The 15,284-nt window shown below is 45.5% G+C and carries 11 protein-coding genes; 6 read left to right on the top strand and 5 right to left on the bottom strand.

The features are described 5' to 3' along the window. Nucleotides 1–4 precede the first annotated feature (4 nt). Together lpxA and SFV55_RS00545 are read left to right on the top strand one after the other, a co-directional pair. Nucleotides 5–814 (top strand): acyl-ACP--UDP-N-acetylglucosamine O-acyltransferase, encoded by an 810-nt coding sequence (gene lpxA, locus SFV55_RS00550; RefSeq protein ID WP_413776674.1) that lies wholly within the window; start codon nucleotides 5–7, stop codon nucleotides 812–814. Beyond that, a complete protein-coding gene (locus SFV55_RS00545) occupies nucleotides 804–1,427 on the top strand; it encodes an ABC transporter ATP-binding protein (protein ID WP_320027487.1) in 624 nt (207 codons plus the stop codon). Before lpxA ends, SFV55_RS00545 begins: the two co-directional genes overlap by 11 nt. A 75-nt stretch (nucleotides 1,428–1,502) precedes the next feature. Here the strand turns inward: SFV55_RS00545 and gatB are convergent, their stop codons facing one another. Further along, complete coding sequence (gatB, locus tag SFV55_RS00540) at nucleotides 1,503–2,951, bottom strand: Asp-tRNA(Asn)/Glu-tRNA(Gln) amidotransferase subunit GatB (RefSeq protein ID WP_320027486.1); 1,449 nt, start codon at nucleotides 2,949–2,951, stop codon at nucleotides 1,503–1,505. A gap of 402 nt (nucleotides 2,952–3,353) precedes the next feature. Here gatB and SFV55_RS00535 point away from each other — a divergent pair, with 402 nt between their 5' ends. Both SFV55_RS00535 and SFV55_RS00530 read left to right on the top strand, forming a co-directional pair. Then, a complete protein-coding gene (locus SFV55_RS00535) occupies nucleotides 3,354–5,381 on the top strand; it encodes a tetratricopeptide repeat-containing sensor histidine kinase (RefSeq protein WP_320027485.1) in 2,028 nt (675 codons plus the stop codon). 56 nt (nucleotides 5,382–5,437) lie between these two features. Beyond that, a complete protein-coding gene (locus tag SFV55_RS00530) occupies nucleotides 5,438–7,444 on the top strand; it encodes a tetratricopeptide repeat protein (RefSeq protein ID WP_320027484.1) in 2,007 nt (668 codons plus the stop codon). 6 nt (nucleotides 7,445–7,450) lie between these two features. On the opposite strand, the gene SFV55_RS00525 is transcribed toward SFV55_RS00530, so the two are convergent. Together SFV55_RS00525 and SFV55_RS00520 are read right to left on the bottom strand one after the other, a co-directional pair. Then, the gene (locus SFV55_RS00525) at nucleotides 7,451–8,194 is read right to left on the bottom strand and encodes a LytTR family DNA-binding domain-containing protein (RefSeq protein WP_320027483.1); all 744 of its coding nucleotides are present in this window, start codon (nucleotides 8,192–8,194) and stop codon (nucleotides 7,451–7,453) included. 122 nt (nucleotides 8,195–8,316) lie between these two features. After that, a complete protein-coding gene (locus SFV55_RS00520; protein WP_320027482.1) occupies nucleotides 8,317–9,300 on the bottom strand; it encodes a M23 family metallopeptidase in 984 nt (327 codons plus the stop codon). Nucleotides 9,301–9,440: 140 nt separating this feature from the next. On the opposite strand from SFV55_RS00520, the gene SFV55_RS00515 reads away from it, so the two are divergent. Together SFV55_RS00515 and alaS are read left to right on the top strand one after the other, a co-directional pair. After that, nucleotides 9,441–9,668, top strand: a complete 228-nt coding sequence (locus SFV55_RS00515) for a hypothetical protein (protein ID WP_320027481.1) — start codon at nucleotides 9,441–9,443, stop codon at nucleotides 9,666–9,668. Between the two features lie 74 nt (nucleotides 9,669–9,742). After that, a complete protein-coding gene (gene alaS / locus SFV55_RS00510; RefSeq protein ID WP_413776673.1) occupies nucleotides 9,743–12,370 on the top strand; it encodes an alanine--tRNA ligase in 2,628 nt (875 codons plus the stop codon). 61 nt (nucleotides 12,371–12,431) lie between these two features. Here the strand turns inward: alaS and SFV55_RS00505 are convergent, their stop codons facing one another. Together SFV55_RS00505 and SFV55_RS00500 are read right to left on the bottom strand one after the other, a co-directional pair. After that, nucleotides 12,432–12,851, bottom strand: a complete 420-nt coding sequence (locus tag SFV55_RS00505) for an aspartyl protease family protein (RefSeq protein WP_320027479.1) — start codon at nucleotides 12,849–12,851, stop codon at nucleotides 12,432–12,434. A gap of 151 nt (nucleotides 12,852–13,002) precedes the next feature. Continuing rightward, a complete protein-coding gene (locus SFV55_RS00500; protein ID WP_320027478.1) occupies nucleotides 13,003–15,198 on the bottom strand; it encodes a VIT domain-containing protein in 2,196 nt (731 codons plus the stop codon). Nucleotides 15,199–15,284 lie beyond the last annotated feature (86 nt).

Below are 15,284 nucleotides of genomic sequence, written 5' to 3'. Positions count from 1 at the left end.
GAAGATGAACCAGCTGCACCTTTCTTCTGTACACCCCGATGCCAAAATCGGGTCCAATGTGACGATAAGCCCGTTTTGTTTTATCGACAAAGACGTCGTCATTGGTGACAATACCTGGATTGGCCCAAACGTAACCATCTTTGATGGCGCGCGTATTGGCAGCAATGTCCGCATTTTTCCGGGAGCCGTTATTTCAGGGATTCCACAGGACCTAAAGTTTCAGGGTGAAGTCACTACCGCTACTATTGGCGATCATTCCACCATAAGGGAATTCGTGACGATCAATCGGGGTACTGCTGCTGCTGGAAGTACCAAAGTTGGTAAACATTGTCTGGTAATGGCCTACGCCCATATTGCACATGATTGTATTTTGGGTGATCATGTCATTTTAGCCAATAATGTAAACCTGGCTGGCCACGTCCAAATTGATGAGTGGGCGATTCTCGAAGGCCTGGTGGCCGTCCAGCAATTTACCCGCATTGGCGCCCATAGTTTCATAGCAGGTGGCTCCCTGGTACGCAAACATGTTCCACCATTTGTGAAGGCTGCTCGCGAGCCGCTTTCTTATGCAGGAGTCAACGTAATTGGTTTGCAACGCCGCAATTTTTCGCAAGAGCAAATCAACAACATCCACGAAATTTACCGCATTCTTTTTGTGAAAGGGGTACGCCTGACGCGTGCCATTGAGATCATCGAAGAACAGGTTGAACCTACCCTTGAGCGCAGCTATATCCTTGATTTTGTGCGCAACAAGCCCGAGATCATGAAAGGTTTGCGCCACATCAACGGCAGTGCCCTGACCAATGAAGGTTGAACTCAATCAGGTTGGTAAACGTTTCCGCCGCGACTGGGTTTTGCGCGGGGTAAACTTGCTCATCGAGCCAGGTAGTCGCATTGCCATTACCGGCCCCAACGGTTCTGGCAAGTCTACTTTGTTAAAAATGATTTGTGGGCACCTGACCCCGTCCAAAGGCAAAGTAGATTTTAGTGTAGATGATAAACAATTAGCACTCGATCAGGTGTATACCCAATTGGCTTATGCAGCGCCTTACATTGAATTGATCGAGGAATTTAACCTACAGGAAGCCATTGATTTTCACCGCAAATTCAAACCCTTTCAACAAAACCTGAGCACCAAAGACATCATTGCCTTGCTGGGATTTGAACGTTCCCGCACCAATGAAGTGCGCAATTTCTCTTCGGGTATGAAACAACGGCTCAAACTGGTGCTGGCCATTTGCTCGCAGGCCCCCCTCCTACTCCTGGATGAACCCACAACCAATTTAGATGCGCAAGGTACTGCCTGGTATGCAGATTTGATCAACCAGTTTGGGGGCCAGCGGAGTATTGTGGTGGCTTCCAATGTGGAGGCGGATTATGCATTTTGTACGGGGAAGGTGGATATTCGGGAGTATAAAAAAGGTTGAGGAGTTGAGAAGTTGAGGCTACCGCAGCGTTTTTGACATAGCCTATGTCTAAGTTGCTGCGGTAGCCTCAACTCCTCAACTTCCCTTCAGTAGATTTTCCAGAATCCCCGTCGCCACCTTCGGGTCAGCTTTCCCTTTCGAACGTTTCATCAATTCGCCCATAAAGAAGCCAATCAAGCCTTTTTTGCCTTTTTGGTATTCCTTTACCTTATCGGGAAACTGGGTTAAAATCTCAGCGGCTATTTTTTGCAAAAAGTCGCCGTCAGAAGTTTGGATCAAATTGAGCGACTCGGCCAAAGCGAGGGGGGCTTGCCCTGGATTGGCCAACATCGCCGGGAAAAGATTTTGGTAAGCAGCAGTATTGCTCACCTTCCCCTCTTCAATCAACTGAATTAAAGCGGCGAGCTGAGCCCCAACCAGTGGAAATTGGGCAATGGATACTTTTTGTTCCTGGCACCAGGGCAGAATGCGGTTGATCACCAAATTGGCCGCAGCTTTGTAATTTAGGCTGTGTTGCACCAAATTGAGGTAAAACAAGGCTGTGGCTTTTTCCTCAACCAGGATGCTGGCATCGTAATCGGAAAGTTGGTACTGAGTAGTCAACGTCTCATACAAAGCAGCTGGAAGCTGAGGCAATTCAGCTTTAACCCTGCTCAAATAAGCTTCAGAAAGTACTATGGGCGGCAAATCAGGCTCAGGAAAATAGCGGTAATCGTGAGCGTCTTCCTTTTCCCGCAACGGCGAAGTCACCCCTGTATTGGGGTCAAAATTGAGGGTTTGTTGTTTGACCTTTTGGCCAGATTCCATCAATCCAATTTGACGCCGCACCTCATAATCAATGGCCTGACGCGCAAACTTCATTGAGTTTACGTTTTTGACTTCGCAGCGGTCGTTCAAAATGGTGCTACCCCGCTCCCGGATGGAAATGTTTACATCACAGCGCAAAGAACCTTGTTCCATATTGCCATCAGAAACTTCCAGGTAACGCACCAACTGGCGCATGGCCGTCATAAACGCATCTACCTCCTCACCTGAACGCAGGTCTGGTTCAGTAACGATTTCCAGTAATGGTACACCCGCCCGATTCAAATCGATGAAAGAATGCCGGGGTGCCATGGTGTGGATCGATTTGCCCGCATCTTCTTCCATGTGAATATGGTGAATCCGAATCGATTTCCAGGTATTGCCCAACTTGATCGACAAAGTACCCCCAACACATATCGGCTGCTTATCCTGGGTAATTTGATATCCCTTGGGTAAATCCGCGTAAAAGTAGTTCTTGCGGTCAAAAGTATTGGTAGGGTTGATGCTACAGCCTAAAGCCAGACCAAGGCGGGTAGCCAATTCAATTTGTTGGCGATTGGCTTTGGGTAAAGTACCCGGATGCCCTAATGAAACAACACTGACCTGGGTATTGGGCTCGCCGCCAAAGCTGGCATCATCTGCACAAAATGCTTTGCTGTTCGTCGCCAATTGGACGTGTACTTCTAAGCCTATAATGGTTTCATAAATGCTGTTCGGCATAATTGAATTGGTTTTCGCGCCGCAAAGATAAAAAAAGCCGGATAAAGCGATCAGGAAGACTGGACAATGAAGTGAAAACGTAATTGTATTGTTGTGTTTATCTCAAAAAAAAACGCCCCGAAAGCAGGGCGCCAACAATAGAACACTGTAATACTTGAAATTTCCGTGCAAAAGTTTTAGCTTCGCACAATATCTTTCAGGGTTTGCTTTTGGAAGCATTAATTGTACTTGATAACGCTAAAGTAATCGTTAAATGAATGTAAGCCTACCTGTTTTTCTTAACTCAGGTAAATCTTTTACCAAAAGGGCTTATTTTTTATTAAAGACATTTTGCTTCTTGTTGCAAACTTTTTTGCAGGATTTTCCCTCCGCACTTGTTTTAAACGATAAAACAGGATCAAGGTGAAAGAATTGCGGCGCGGTAATGCCAGCAAATGCGTCATTTTGTGGATTTTTATACTTGCTTGCTGCATAGTAATAGTGCCAGTACAGGCCCAATCATTGCATGCCAAATTACCCACTGGTTCCTCTAAAGGAATAATCATCAAAACACAATTTACAACCATAGAAGCCTGCATCGATTCTGCCCCTCAAAGGGCGAACAAAGAACTTGCTGCAATACTTCCCTTACTTCAACAGACCAATTATGGGTTGTATTGGGGAAAATACCATGAACTGAAGGGAAAAATTGCCCAAAAAATGAATGAGCCTGAAAAAGCCATCAAAAGTTATTTCGAAGCTGCTGAAGCATTCAAAAAAAGCCGCAACTATTCAGCTCAAAGTGAGGTGTATCTGGCCCTGGGTGATGTTTTTCATCAACAATGGAACCATCAAAAAGCCATTGATTATTATCAGGCAGGGCTCAAGGTTTTGCACAACTACCCGAAGGAAGACCAGTCGGTTCAAATTCAAATCCTGGAGCAGCTGGGGCTTTGCAATTTAGAACTAAACAGTTTCCAGCCAGCCTTAAAATACCTAAAACAGGCTAAAGCTTTGGCCGAAAAAAACAATGCTTTACTTGATTTGTGCAAGATTTTGCAGGTAATGGCGCAAACCTACACTGAGCAACACCAATACGAACTAGCCCGTGAGGTCCTCCAACAGGCCCAACTTATTGCCGATCAGCAAAACCTTCCAGCTATAGCAATGGTTATTCTGGAAAAACTTTGCCAGGCCAGCCTGGAATTGGATGACCATCTTCAGGCAAAGGTTTTTGCATTCAAAAAAAGGGCTATTGCTCAAACACTTCGCGATACCAATAGTATCAACCTCAGCAACTACTTATTGGCCAAAGCATACCTTACGGAAAATTTGCTCGATTCCGCGCTCAACTACAATACGATAGCTTTAAATAGTGCCTTAAACCGAGGGCATGACACTACCGAACGAGACATTTGGATCCAGCAAGGAACAATTTTAGCAAGGCAAAATCAGGCCTACCCCGCCATCTTAGCCCTCGAAAAAGCACAAAATATAGAGGACAAAATTGCTTCTAATGCAGAACGTTTAAAAGCCGAGAGACTCCGTAACAAAATGAGCATCCGAAGGGCGGAAAAAGAAGTACAACAGTATTTTGAAACCCAATTCCGCCAGGAACGACTCATTCGTTATGGTATGTTTTCTGTCTTGTTTTTGTCTGCACTCGTTAGTTTGTATTTTTTGTTCAAAGTACGCTTTCGCCAAAAAGCCAATCGCTTGTTGAAAATGCAAAATGCCCAATTGGAATCTCAAAAAAACCAATTGGCACAACTCAGCCAGGTCAAAGACCAACTATTTGCTGTGATTTCGCACGATTTGCGTTCCCCCTTATGGGCCATTCAAGCGGTATTGGATACTTTGAATGAGCTTGACCTCTCTGCTGATGAACGGGCTCATTGGTGGGAGCGGCTCCACCAACAAACCGCCAAAACCAGTGTGTTGTTGGAGAACCTGTTGTATTGGGCAAAAATCCAAATGAACAGTTACCAACCGATCAAAGAAGAATTCAAACTTCGACCAATTGTAGAGGATCTAAGTGAATCGATCATATTCATTTTTGCAGAAAAGGAAGTCAGCATAAAAAATGACATCAGCCCAGGGTTTACCTTGTACAGCGACCCTGGAATGATCAGAATGGCGCTGCGGAACATCATTTCCAATGCCGTCAAATTTTCCCATGTCGGGCAGTCCGTCGAAGTTCACGCAAAAGAGGAAGAAGATGGTTGGGCGATTCAAATTGTGGATCAGGGCATTGGGATGAATGAAGACCAACTCAAAAAAGCATTAAATGGCCAGCTTTCGCGTTTTGGCACCAAAGGAGAGGTTGGTTCTGGAATGGGGTTATCCTTGGTGCGGCAGTTTATTGAAAATCAGGGCGGAAAATTGATTGGACAAGCCCAGGTGAATCAAGGTTGTGTATTTACCATCACCTTGCCATCACAAAGGGCGTAAAAAGTCCCCTAAACCCAAACGATAAACAACTTAAATTGGTGAAAACTGTACGCGTCTTGTCTCTATATAGTATCTACCTGCTTGTTCTTACTAGTGGGTTGATATTGTTTTGTGTAGAGGCTAGCGGCCAACTTACCCCATTTGACCCACAAAAGAGAGCCGACCTGGAAGCACGGCTGAACCAAGTGGAAATAAAGGCGGAAAGGGCTAAAGTGTTGCTGGATCTGCACGACCAATTGATGTACTCTGAGCCTATTCAAGCCTATACATACAATGACCAAGCTTTGAATTTGGCCAAAGCACTGCGCAATAATGTGCTTTTGTCCCGAGCTTACGGGAACAAAGGCAATCAGAGTTTTGATGTCGGAAACCTTGACCAGGCACTTCAATACTACCGCAAAGCCAGCAACCTGATCAAAATTGAAGAACATCCCCTCTTAGCTGCCCTCCACTATTCCAATATGGCCAACGTTCTTGCCCTAAAGGGGGATTATGCAACCTCGATGGAATATTCTTACACATCTATTGATTTGTGCAAAAAACATCCCGCTGGTTTAAACTTAAAGTGCCATACGCGTGCCAATTTAGCGGAAAGTTACACCAACCTCCAGCAATTTGAAAAAGCCGAATTTCTGCTACAACTCAATCTCAAAGAACTCCATTCGATCAGTTCCCCGACGGTATTGGCAATGACCCTGAATAACCTTGGGATCGTTTACCAAAAAAAAGAGCAACCTATCCAGGCCATTGATTACCTACAACAGGCCATTCAGGAATCAGACCCGATTGGCCTGCACTATTTCACCTCTGGCATTTGCGCCAACCTTAGTGAGCTCTACCTTGGCGAACAAGAACCCCAAAAGGCCTTACCTTTTGCCCGCCGTGCCCGTCAGATGAGCATTCAACACCGGGACGCACAAGTTCAAGCCGTTTCGAGTAGAAATTTGGCCAAAATTTTTTTAGCACTTAATCAATTGGATTCGGCCAAATATTATGCTCAATACGCGTTAAACATTACGATTTACAAGGGAATTCAAAGTCTACGCCCCTCAGTTCTGTCCACCTATGCCCAGGTTCTAAAACAACTTAAACAATACGATGCCAGCCTTAAGGCGCTACAGGAAGCCAGGCTGCTCAACGATAGTATTTTTTCAGAAGACTTAAAAATCGAATCCACTCAAAGGTTAGAAGCATTCTCCATGCTCGAAGCACAACAGAGCATGGACCATTTTTATGCCGACCGCATCAACCGGGCAAAATTAATCCGCTGGATTACTGGAATTGCCATTGTTTTGGCTTTTTTAATTGGTATTGGCATTTATTCCCTTTATCAACAACGCAAGTTGGTCAATAGAATTCTCACCAAAAAAATGGCCACAATCGAAGCGCAACGCAAAGAATTGTTTAACCTGAATTTGGTTAAAGATCAATTGTTTAGTGCCATAGCTACTGAGTTGCGTACTCCCCTAAGCACCATTCAGGGCGTATTGGCCAATCTAGGCCAGGGGGCCAATTGGGGCCATCAAAATCAAGAAATTTTATTGGGGCAACTGCAACAACAAACCATGCGGACCATCAATTTATTGGAGGATTTGATGTTCACCGCCCGGGTCCAGATGCAACAGTACCAACCCTTGCGGCAGGAATTTCAGCTCAAACCCCTTGCTGGAGATTTGGACAAAAACATTCGTTTGTTGAGCAACGGCAGTTATAGCCCCATTTTGTACCACATCCCACCCGATTTAAACTTGTATAGCGATCCCACTATGCTTAAAATGATCCTGCGCAATCTGCTCTTGATTGTAGCCGAAAGACCAGGCAAAAAAGACATGCCTGTTACCCTAAGTGCCTGGCGTGAAGGGGACAGGGTAAACATTCGAATTGCTGATGTTGAAGAAGTGGAGCACCGGCCGGATCATTCTTCCCATGCTGCCTCCAATCCAAAACCTTATTGGGATTTGCGACTTATCCGAACCTTTGTAGAAGGATTTGGCGGCGAATTAAAGGAGTGTCCGGAGGGGAAGGGGTATGATTTGGTGTTGTTGGATGCGCAAGGGGCGTAGACTGACCTACTTCAACTGCTCCAACAACCTCGACACATTATCCTTCGTAAAGGGCAACTGCGTCCCATTGCGCATCAACACCACACCATCTTCTTTCATGATGGAATTGACGTGCATAAGGTTGATCAAGTGAGAGCGATGCAGGCGGAAAAAGTTGTTGTTGCGCAGCAAGTCTTCGTAATGGCCAAGTGGCTTGCTGGTGATGTATTGCTTTTTATCGATGGTATAAAACTGTGAGTAGGGTCCAGAGGCTTCAATGTTGACAATTTCTTCCACGTCCAGCACGACTACCTTGTCCTGTGTATTCAAAACAAGGCGGTTAAAGCGGGAATTTTCAGACTGAATTTCCTTCATGGCGCTGCGCAATACATCCATTTGGGAAAACAGGTCTTCTTTTTTGACACGATTGATCTTGTTGATGGCCTCGCTCAATTCGTTGGCTTGTACAGGCTTTAGCAGGTAGTCTACGGCTGCGTAGCGGAAGGCTTTGAGTGCATAACCTTCGTGGCTGGTCACAAAAATGACCGGAGTGTCATTGGGGCGAAACAGGTCTAAAAAAGCAAAACCATCAATTTCAGGCATCTCCACATCCAGAAAAAGCAAATCCACCGAGTTTTGGCGCAAATAGACCAATGCCTCAATTGGTTTATTAAAAATAGCAGCTATTTCTATATCCGGGGCGACTTGTTGAAGTTTGCGCGACAGCAAGTCCGTGTACACTGGTTCATCATCTACGATTACCGTTTTCATCAAGTATTTTTAATGTATATGTAGTAGTAGGACAAAAATAAGCATCTTATTTGTAAAATGCAGCAAGCCTCTTCAGGATCCTGAAGAGGCTTGTATGTAAAAATATTATAAACCATTCAATATCAGTCCATAGATTGGTTTGCACCTTCTGCAGCTTTTACCAAAGTTTGATATTCTTTTGGTGAAAGACCATCCAAAACATAATGAATTGGGTTAACCTGTTTCCCTTTGAGGTGCACTTCATAGTGGCAATGTGGAGCAGTGGAAGTACCGGTGCTGCCTACTTTGCCCAGAGGTTGACCCCGTTTTACCCTTTGTCCGGCCCGTACTTCGATCGAGTTCATGTGGGCGTACAAGGTTTCGTAGCCGTAGCCGTGGGAAATAACCACACATTTGCCGTAGCCACTGTGGTATTCCGCTTTTTTGACCACCCCATCGCCAGTAGCCTGGATGGGGGTACCTTTGGGTGCAGTGAAATCAAGACCGTAGTGCATCCGGGGTACTTTGTACACCGGGTGAATCCGGTACCCAAAGCCTGAAAGCAAACCAACCATTTTGGCCAGCTTATCCGAACGTACAGGTTTGATGGAAGGAATGGAGGCCAGCATTTTTTCCTTGGCATTGGCCAGGTTGATGATGGTGTCCAGGGATTTGGACTGAATCACCATTTTTTGCTTCAAACTACGCACTTTGTCCAGTGCGTTGATGATCGAAGCTCCTCCATGCTTGAGGTCTCGGAAGCTCAGGTACTCATCATGACCACCGACCCCACCTTCCCAGATGTTTTGGTCGATTGGGTTCATTCCAAAAATAGTGCGGTAGGCATAAGCATCTCGATCGTTGAGGTGCTTCATTTCATCGTTGATGGCTTGTAGGTCACCCTCCAGTTTTTCGTAGTGGGTTTTCATCACCTCTATTTCTTGCAAGAGGAGTTTTTCCTTAGGGGATGGAAAGTACTTGTACAGTACGATCGAGAACAAAAAGGCAGTAAAAACTGCTGAACACAAAAATGTTAAAGCTCTTGATGCTATGGTAAGCCAGCTGATCTCTACTTTTTCAAATCGAAGTGTTTGAATGTTGTAGATGAACTTTTCTCTTTTTCCCATGACGCTAGTTATTGGTCAATGTGACTGAATTTGCGGAATTTTTCTCTTGATATGTTGCTCGAGATGGGACCGTAAAATAGCTTCCTTCGTGGTTCTTACTGGCGTGGAAATAGGATAAGCTGCGGCCAAATTAGTTCAGTGTGTTGATTCATCCAAAAATTTACATCTTTTTTTTTCCACATTATCAACACACCACTGTTGGTTCACACTTCTTTTTTCTGGCCATTGTAGGAACTTATGAAGGAAAATTGACCGTTTTTCAAAAAAATTTGCTTTTTTTTGCCTCACTTTTGGAGCAAGCAGAAGCAAATATCGAAACTGATTTCCAGATTGTGGCATTCTTTAAATTTTTTTTAACAGTTTCTTAACTAGAAAACGAGTTTAAAGAATTTTATATCTGATAATGCTCCATGTTTTTTGCTTTTAAATACAAAAACTTATGATGACCGCTCGCGAAATTCGCCAGGCTTTTCTCGATTTTTTCGCTTCCAAAGCACATAAGATTGTTCCCTCCGCTCCACTGGTGAACAAGGATGACCCCACTTTGATGTTCACCAACGCGGGAATGAACCAGTTTAAAGACTACTTTCTGGGCAATCAAACCCCGGAAGTTCGGCGCATTGCTGATACTCAAAAATGTTTGCGGGTATCCGGCAAGCACAACGACCTCGAAGACGTAGGCTACGATGGCACCCACCATACCATGTTCGAGATGTTGGGCAACTGGTCCTTTGGTGATTATTTCAAGGATGAAGCGATTGCCTGGAGTTGGGAGTTATTGACCGATAAATTGGGACTGGAGAAGGAGCGCCTTTATGCCACCGTATTTGAAGGAGATCCTGCCGCAGGTATCCCCGCCGACGATGAAGCCCTCGAATTCTGGTTGCGCGTTTTGCCTAAAGAACGGATCCTCTACGGCAATAAAAAAGACAACTTCTGGGAAATGGGCGACACTGGACCTTGTGGCCCTTGTACCGAAATCCACTACGATACCCGCAGCGACGAAGAAGTGGCCAAGACACCTGGCCGCGACCTGGTCAATGTGGATGGTTCAGGAGTAGTCGAAATCTGGAACAACGTATTCATCCAGTTCAACCGCAAAGCCGACAAGTCGCTGGAAGTACTGCCCGAACAACACGTGGATACCGGGATGGGCTTCGAACGCCTTTGTATGGTGATGCAGGGTAAAAAAGCAACTTACGATACGGATGTCTTTACGCATTTTATCCAATACATCGAAAAGGTATCTGGCAAAAAATACACTTTTAGTTACGAGCGCGACGCCAAGTCGGACATCGCCATGCGGGTCATTGTCGACCATATCCGCGCCATTGCCTTTACCATTGCCGATGGGCAATTGCCCAGCAGTTCTGGTGCCGGGTACGTGATTCGCCGCATTTTGCGTCGGGCTGTCCGGTATTATTATTCCTTTTTGGACATCAAGCAGCCCTTCCTACACACCCTTATCCCCATGCTGGCAGATGCCTTTGCCGATGCCTTCCCGGAATTGAAAGCCCAACAAGCGCAGGTGGCACGCATCATTGAGAGTGAAGAAACGGCGTTTTTGAATACTCTGGAAAAAGGTTTGAAACGCTTCGCTGATTTGGACAAATCTTCCGGCCAAATCAAAGGTGAAGATGCATTTGACCTCTACGACACCTTTGGTTTCCCCATCGACTTGACTCAGCTCCTGGCTCAGGAAGCCAACATACCGGTCGACATGGTGGGCTTTGAAGCTGCTTTGCAAAAACAAAAGGAGCGCTCCCGTGCCGATGCTGCCAAGGTAGTTGGCGACTGGGTAAGTGTGAACGAAGGTGAAGTGAAATTTGAAGGGTATGACACTTTGGTAGTCGAAAACACCAAAGTACTGAAATACCGTACTGTCAATGTCAAAAACCAGGATCAGTACCAATTGGTTCTGCAAACCACTCCTTTCTACGCCGAAAGTGGCGGTCAGGCAGGTGACCAGGGTTACCTCATCGTAGGCGCCGACCGCGTCAATGTACTGGATACCCAAAAGGAAAACGACCTGATCATCCATGTAGTAGACGAGTTCCCGGCCAACCTGCAACTGCCCGTCAAAGCGGTAGTGGATGCAGAGCTGCGTCAGGCCGTTTCCAGCAACCATACTGCCGTACACCTTATGCATGCGGCCCTGCACCGCATTCTTGGCCAACACGCGACGCAAAAGGGGCAAAACGTGGACAACCAGCGCCTGCGCTTCGACTTCAACCATTTTCAAAAGGTGAGCGATGAAGAATTGCGGCAAATTGAGGACATGGTCAACGAAAAAATCCGCGCCAATATTCCCCTCGATGAAAACCGCAACATGCCCATCGAAGAAGCCCGCAATTCGGGTGCGATGATGCTTTTTGGGGAAAAATACGGCGAGGTCGTGCGCATGATCACTTTTGATCCTACTTTCAGTCGCGAATTGTGCGGGGGGACGCATGTGCAGGCTACGGGTCAGATTGGTTTGTTTAAAATTCTCTCTGAAGGCGCCGTGGCTGCTGGGGTAAGGCGTATTGAAGCCATTACGGCCACCCATGCCGAAGCTTTTGTACGCAGTGAATTGCGCGAACTGGACGCCATCCGCAGCATCCTGAAAAGCAAGGGCGAAGCGGCCAAAGCCGTGGCAACTCTGCAGGACGAAAACAAGGAACTGCGCAAGGAAATTGAGCGCCTCGTGGCAGCTCAAGCCTTTGCCCTCAAGGATGGCCTGATTGCCAAAGCAGAAACACTTAATGGCGTACAATTCATCAGTGCCCGCTTATCGATCAACGATTCGGCTGCGCTGAAAAACCTTGCTGCTCAAATCGATAATGAACTAGGCAACGCTGTGATTGTGTTTGGTGCCGTGATCAACGATAAGCCTATGGTGATGGTTACCATCAGCAAATCGCTGGTGGAAGGCAAAAAACTACACGCGGGCAATATGGTGCGCGAACTGGCCAAAGAAATTGACGGCGGCGGCGGTGGGCAAGCCAATTTCGCTTCTGCTGGTGGAAAAAATACGGCTGGATTGGATCAGGCCGTGGCGAAAGCGAAGGAGCTGGTAGCTGGTGCTTAGAATCGCCAAAGACATACAAATAGAGCCCAAATGTGGAAATACTGCATTTGGGTTTTTTATTTTACTTCAACACCATCTGCGCAAAATAAGGATGATCCGGGTTCACAATCAACTCCTGTCGCTGTGGATGAATCAACACATCCATGTCCTCTAGGGGAATTGCGCCGAGTAACACCTCACTATCCCCAGGTAAAACCATCGCATTACAAATGGTGCGCCGGTTTTTAAATCGCAATTCAACCGAAGAAACCACATCATACTCTACAATCTCACCATTGGCCAATTGCCCCATACGTTTTTCGACAATGGGCAGTTGCAGTTGTTCCCGGATGTTTTCATTGATGCACAACATGTATGAGCCAGTGTCAACCAAAGCAGTCACCCACATTCGTTTCACTTCATCCTGATCAAGATAATTCCGACGAGCCAGGGCCAAATCGTCGCCATTGATGAGTTCTATTTCCGCGTGTACCAGTCCCATAATTTACTTTACATTTTTCGTTTTAAAAATACACTTTTTTATTTAATACAACAAATATTTTTATAAAATAATTAAATTTAAATGTGTCAAAACTTTGGAGAAGCCTTCTTCTTTTTAATTGACTTCTCCAAAGTCTCTATATATTCCTACCTCATCGATCCAACTTCACCAACTTCTGACTATACTGCCCACCCGGCGTCTGTAAGCGGAAGATGTACACACCCGGCGGCACCTCCACTCCCCCGTCGTTGTTTCCATCCCAGTGCAATTCCAAATCCTGCACCTTGCCTTTGGGCACATCGCTGAAGGTGCGTACTACTTGCCCAAGGTGATTGTATACAGAAATCTGGGCTTTGGAAAAATCAATCAACTCTTTAAATTTCAACTGGATCATGACCCTTTCACGAAAAGGATTGGGGCTGATTTTACTTAGGATCAGGCTGTCTTGAAGGTCGCGGGTGCTGACAATTTGCCCACCCTGGTTTAGTGATAAACATTTGAAACAGGGTTCTCCACCTTGACTAGGTTCAAGGCATAAAAAGGCGGTAAAATTTGAGAGCACGCGCGTTTGTATACTCTGCTCAACAAGGGCCTGAATTTTTTGAACATCGCCATACGAGGTTGAATAAATCGTCAATTTATCTTCTAAAGATTTAATGTATTGACCTGACCAAATAATCGTACCCGTACTATCTGTTTCCTCAGCCAAATCAAAAGGAATATTAACGGTTTCATATTCATGGGAAATTCCGGCCAGCTCGATAACAAATGGCCATTTCCCCTGATAACGGCCAATTTGCAAAATCGGCTTATTTTGATAGTATAGACCTTCCTCGTTGTTCAGATCATAACGATTGTAACAAAATCCAGCATCTAGGGAGGTATGTAAATCCAGCGGACCTTTTTCAGCAAGTGCAAGGTTCATCACCTCATTTGCGAGTTCTTCAAAACTACCGCAGCAGAATTTTTGTTGCCGAAAATCACCCTTCGTTTGGTAAGTCCAGCGCAAGTAAAAAAAAGCATTCCCGAAAGAATTGTAATTGGCGATGTAATAATAAGGCGTATTATGGGTAGCAAAGTCGGCGATAAAAAAGGGGATGTTCGCATTTCCTTTAATGTCTTCGAGTTCCTTTACCAAAGCATTCGCTGTATTAATCCCACCTTCTGTGCCAGCATTGGCGAAAACAATGACCTTACCTTCGTCGCCACTTGTTTTGATCACCTCTATTCCCTTGGCCAACAATCCCGGCAAGTTAAACCCACTGAGGTTTTCCGCAGCAATCCCATCAAAAATCCGATCAATTTCCCTTTCATCCGCACTGACCCAGTCCTTGGCAAGTACTTGGGGCACTACCCCTGCTAGGGCAACATTGAAAAAATCTTCCGGGCCTAATGTTTTTTTCAATTGCGACTTAATGGTAGAGAGTAATTGCCTGGCCGTAACCCCGGGAGAACGCTCCGCTTCATATTGAACCAAGACCATTACCCGCTGTGGCTTTTCTATCTGGTTAGCCTTTAAAAAATGTTCTGGCAATAAAACCATTTGATAAACTCCTTCCTGATCATTGCCCGAACGCGTCAAAAACACCCCATTGTTGAGCGGTGAATCAAGTGCAAAGGAAAGTTCACGATTGTCTAAACTAGCCTTGGGGATTCGTGTCGCAAAATAGTTGCCCAATACTGGATCAACACCAGGAGTGAACGCCAGCTCTGGATGGGAAGGCAAGCTTGGGTTTTTCCAAGGCGCTTCAACAAAAGCTTTAAGCTCAATTTCGGGATTGGAGCCCCAACTGCTGCGCAAAATATCTGCGGGCAGTACGGTTTTTACTTCTTCAGCAGTCCACTCCCCTGGCATTAAATAATTGATCTTGACTCTGCGACTTTTCCCCATAATCAATGGGTAAACGCGCAGTGAATAGACATTACCATTTTTGGTTAAAAGTGACGGATCTTTCCGACGATTCACGATATTCTCATAAACCGTAGTTGCAGACCACCGATCCATAATTTTTGCTTGAATAATTGTGCTGTCAACCCACAACCAGGAATCGTTGACAATCGCTTCTCGTGGTAAGGAAAAATTCAATCCAGCCTCAAGCTGGGTCCCCATTTGAAATGTACCCTCGGGCGCAGCTATCGTTAAATAAAGCCCAACTTCGGTGTAAATGCCCACGGGTCGAAGCGTAATGCTTGCCTGCTGAAAAACAGCCCGATGAGAAGCCCAGCCAAATTGTTCATTAAAATTCACCTGAGGGTCCCAAACGTTAAAAAAGGCAGTCTGGGCTTTGCTTGGGTATAGGCAAAGCATTCCCAGTGCAATTACCAGACAAAATCTCAGTAATTTCATGGCTTGAATGTATTTGTTAGTGTGCGATAATCAAGAAGATCGGGCGATCAGTAAGATATAGTCCTAAAAATAATGGTATTCTATTA

Origin of the sequence: Haliscomenobacter sp., from assembly GCF_033763495.1 — a bacterium.
GTDB lineage: Bacteria > Bacteroidota > Bacteroidia > Chitinophagales > Saprospiraceae > Haliscomenobacter.
This window is presented reverse-complemented; position numbering and strand designations above follow the sequence as displayed.

Excerpts from the sequence above, each read along its gene's own strand:
- lpxA (WP_413776674.1), top strand. The coding sequence starts at position 5 with ATGAACCAGCTGCACCTTTCTTCTGTACACCCCGATGCCAAAATCGGG.
- SFV55_RS00545 (WP_320027487.1), top strand. The coding sequence starts at position 804 with ATGAAGGTTGAACTCAATCAGGTTGGTAAACGTTTCCGCCGCGACTGG.
- gatB (WP_320027486.1), bottom strand. The coding sequence starts at position 2,951 with ATGCCGAACAGCATTTATGAAACCATTATAGGCTTAGAAGTACACGTC.
- SFV55_RS00525 (WP_320027483.1), bottom strand. The coding sequence starts at position 8,194 with ATGAAAACGGTAATCGTAGATGATGAACCAGTGTACACGGACTTGCTG.
- SFV55_RS00520 (WP_320027482.1), bottom strand. The coding sequence starts at position 9,300 with ATGGGAAAAAGAGAAAAGTTCATCTACAACATTCAAACACTTCGATTT.
- alaS (WP_413776673.1), top strand. The coding sequence starts at position 9,743 with ATGACCGCTCGCGAAATTCGCCAGGCTTTTCTCGATTTTTTCGCTTCC.
- SFV55_RS00505 (WP_320027479.1), bottom strand. The coding sequence starts at position 12,851 with ATGGGACTGGTACACGCGGAAATAGAACTCATCAATGGCGACGATTTG.
- SFV55_RS00500 (WP_320027478.1), bottom strand. The coding sequence starts at position 15,198 with ATGAAATTACTGAGATTTTGTCTGGTAATTGCACTGGGAATGCTTTGC.